Source organism: Beijerinckia sp. L45 (genome assembly GCF_009765775.1).
Classification (GTDB): domain Bacteria; phylum Pseudomonadota; class Alphaproteobacteria; order Rhizobiales; family Beijerinckiaceae; genus RH-AL1.
Genome location: NZ_LMUU01000233.1, coordinates 1 through 2,124 on the forward strand (window position 1 = coordinate 1; position 2,124 = coordinate 2,124).

At 64.5% G+C, this 2,124-nt stretch carries 2 protein-coding genes and 1 pseudogene; 2 read left to right on the forward strand and 1 reads right to left on the reverse strand.

Annotated features, from left to right (window positions below; translation table 11 throughout):
* On the reverse strand, positions 1 to 975 hold a 975-nt coding region (locus GSQ79_RS24260), incomplete at its 3' end, for an MFS transporter (protein WP_246725558.1).
* A 304-nt stretch (positions 976 to 1,279) separates the two neighbouring features.
* Between GSQ79_RS24260 and GSQ79_RS24265 the strand changes: the two genes are divergently transcribed.
* Complete coding sequence (locus GSQ79_RS24265) at positions 1,280 to 1,567, forward strand: hypothetical protein (protein ID WP_158811336.1); 288 nt, start codon at positions 1,280 to 1,282, stop codon at positions 1,565 to 1,567.
* 10 nt (positions 1,568 to 1,577) lie between these two features.
* Positions 1,578 to 2,124 (forward strand): annotated as a pseudogene (locus tag GSQ79_RS24270) (hypothetical protein); the annotation flags it as partial.

Genomic DNA, 2,124 nt, shown 5'->3' on the forward strand with positions numbered 1-2,124 from the left:
CAGGCCCATCGCCGCGCCGATCATTCGCCCGCGCCCGTTGCGACCGCCGAGCCGACCGAACCACGCCGAGGCCGGCCCCCCGAGTAGGTAGGCAAGAAAAATGGACGCCGCCGCCGCTTGCGACAGGCTAAACGGCGGCTCGATCAGCCGGTAGCTCAGGTAATTGTAGGTGGTGACGAAAGCCCCCATCACGACGAAGCCGACGAGAAACAGCTCGAGCAGGCCAGGATCGCGAAAATGCACCGCGAAGGCGCGACCGAGATGGCCGAGCGACAGACCCTGCTCCGGCACGAAGCGGCGCGAACGCGGCAGCAGCAACAGAAAGAGAATCGCCGCCGCGAAGCCGAGCAGGCCGATGACACCGAGCGCGACGCGCCAGGAGCCGCTGACGTCGATCAGCACGCCGGTCAGCACCCGTCCCGCCATGCCGCCGTAGGCGTTGCCGGCGATATAAAGCCCCATCGCGGTCCCGAGATCGCGCGGATGCACCTCTTCGGCGAGGTAGGCCATCGCGACCGCAGGGACTCCGGCCAGCGCGAACCCGGTGAGGGCGCGGCCGACGAGGAGGATCGGCCAGCTCGGGGCGAAGGCCGAGACGACGGTGAGCACACCGACGGCGAACAGCGACAGCACCATCAGATTCTTGCGGCCGCGCACATCGGACACGCGGCCGGCGACGAGCATGGTGATCGCGAGCATCGCGGTGGTGACGGAGAGCGACAGGCTCGAGACGCCGGGCGACACGTGAAGGTCGGCGGAAAACACCGGCAGCAGGGGCTGCACGCAGTACATCAAGGCATAGGACGAGAATCCGGCGGCGACGAGCGCCATCGTCACGCGGCGAAAGCCAGGCGTCCTGGCGCGGAGGAACAGGTCGGACGTGCCGGTCAGCGCGAGCGACTCGGCTTCGTCCAGAATTGTTTCTTGCGCCGGTTGCACCGTCGACGACGCGTCTGGCCGCTCGCTGTCCATCATGCCCACTTCGTTGCGATCCGAATGCTGCGGCTTATCGGCTTGCCGGAGCCGACACAAACGCACCGGCGTCTCGACCGAACACAGCCTGATCGAAATCCGCTTCGCGGCCCGTCGTGGACTAACCTCAGGCGGGCATTCCTACGATACCGCGCGCTCAGATTGCCGAGAAAAACTTTTCCCAAAAATCCGTCATTAACTTTTGAGGTATACCCCTTGTTTTCGGCACGTGCCACGGCGTCAAACATGTGCGTCGGCAAACTTCCTGGATTTCATGAGGCGTCGCTTTTTCATCCCGCGTGAAGCCGTGACCCTGATCGTGTCTGCGACATCAGCCATCGTTCTGTCACTGGCGATCGCGCTCGTCGCTTTGGTTCCAAACTCCAACGTCATTGCGGCCATGTTCCCCCCTTGGTGGGACGCGGCAACGATCTTTGAGGCCGCCGCAGCGGCGGGCGATCCGGTTCGCGTAGGGCGATTGCCGTGGGTTGTGATCGTGCGAGGCGACCCGGCTCAGCTTGCAAAGCGCCTTCACGCTGCCGGCGCGTTTCTCGTGATGGATTCGCGCTTTTTTGCCGGCTGCGGCTTCCAGTGAAGGTCTCGCCATGACGTTTGGTTTCGACAGCCTGGAGGCGCAACGACGGGTCGCCGGCCCCCTCGTGGTCGCAATCGGCTGGCTGATGGTCCCCGTTACCTTCTTTGCCGGCTTCTCGATCGGCATCAGCAGCGTCGATATTGGCCTGGGCGCGCTGTTCTGCGCCTTGAGCGCACACATCGCCTGGGTCTTCACGGGCGGCAACAACGTCGGCCGCACGCTATCGGGGATCGCCCTGATGGCGCAGATCTCGATCCTCGTCGCGGCCTTCACCGGAACGCCCTGGCAGGCCGATCTACACATGGCCTATTTCGCCGCCCTTGCCGTGTTGATGATTTTCGGCGACCGGGCCGTCATCATCGCGGCAGCGGCCACGGTCGCGATCCATCATCTGGTTCTCAGCTACATCATCCCTTCGGCGGTGTTTTTCGGCTCCGCCGATCTCGGTCGCGTGCTGCTCCACGCCGGCATTCTCGTCGTCGAGACGACCACGCTTGTCTGGGTGATCGGCAACCTCAACACCATGTTCGACATTTCCGCGCGCGCCCTGGAAGCGG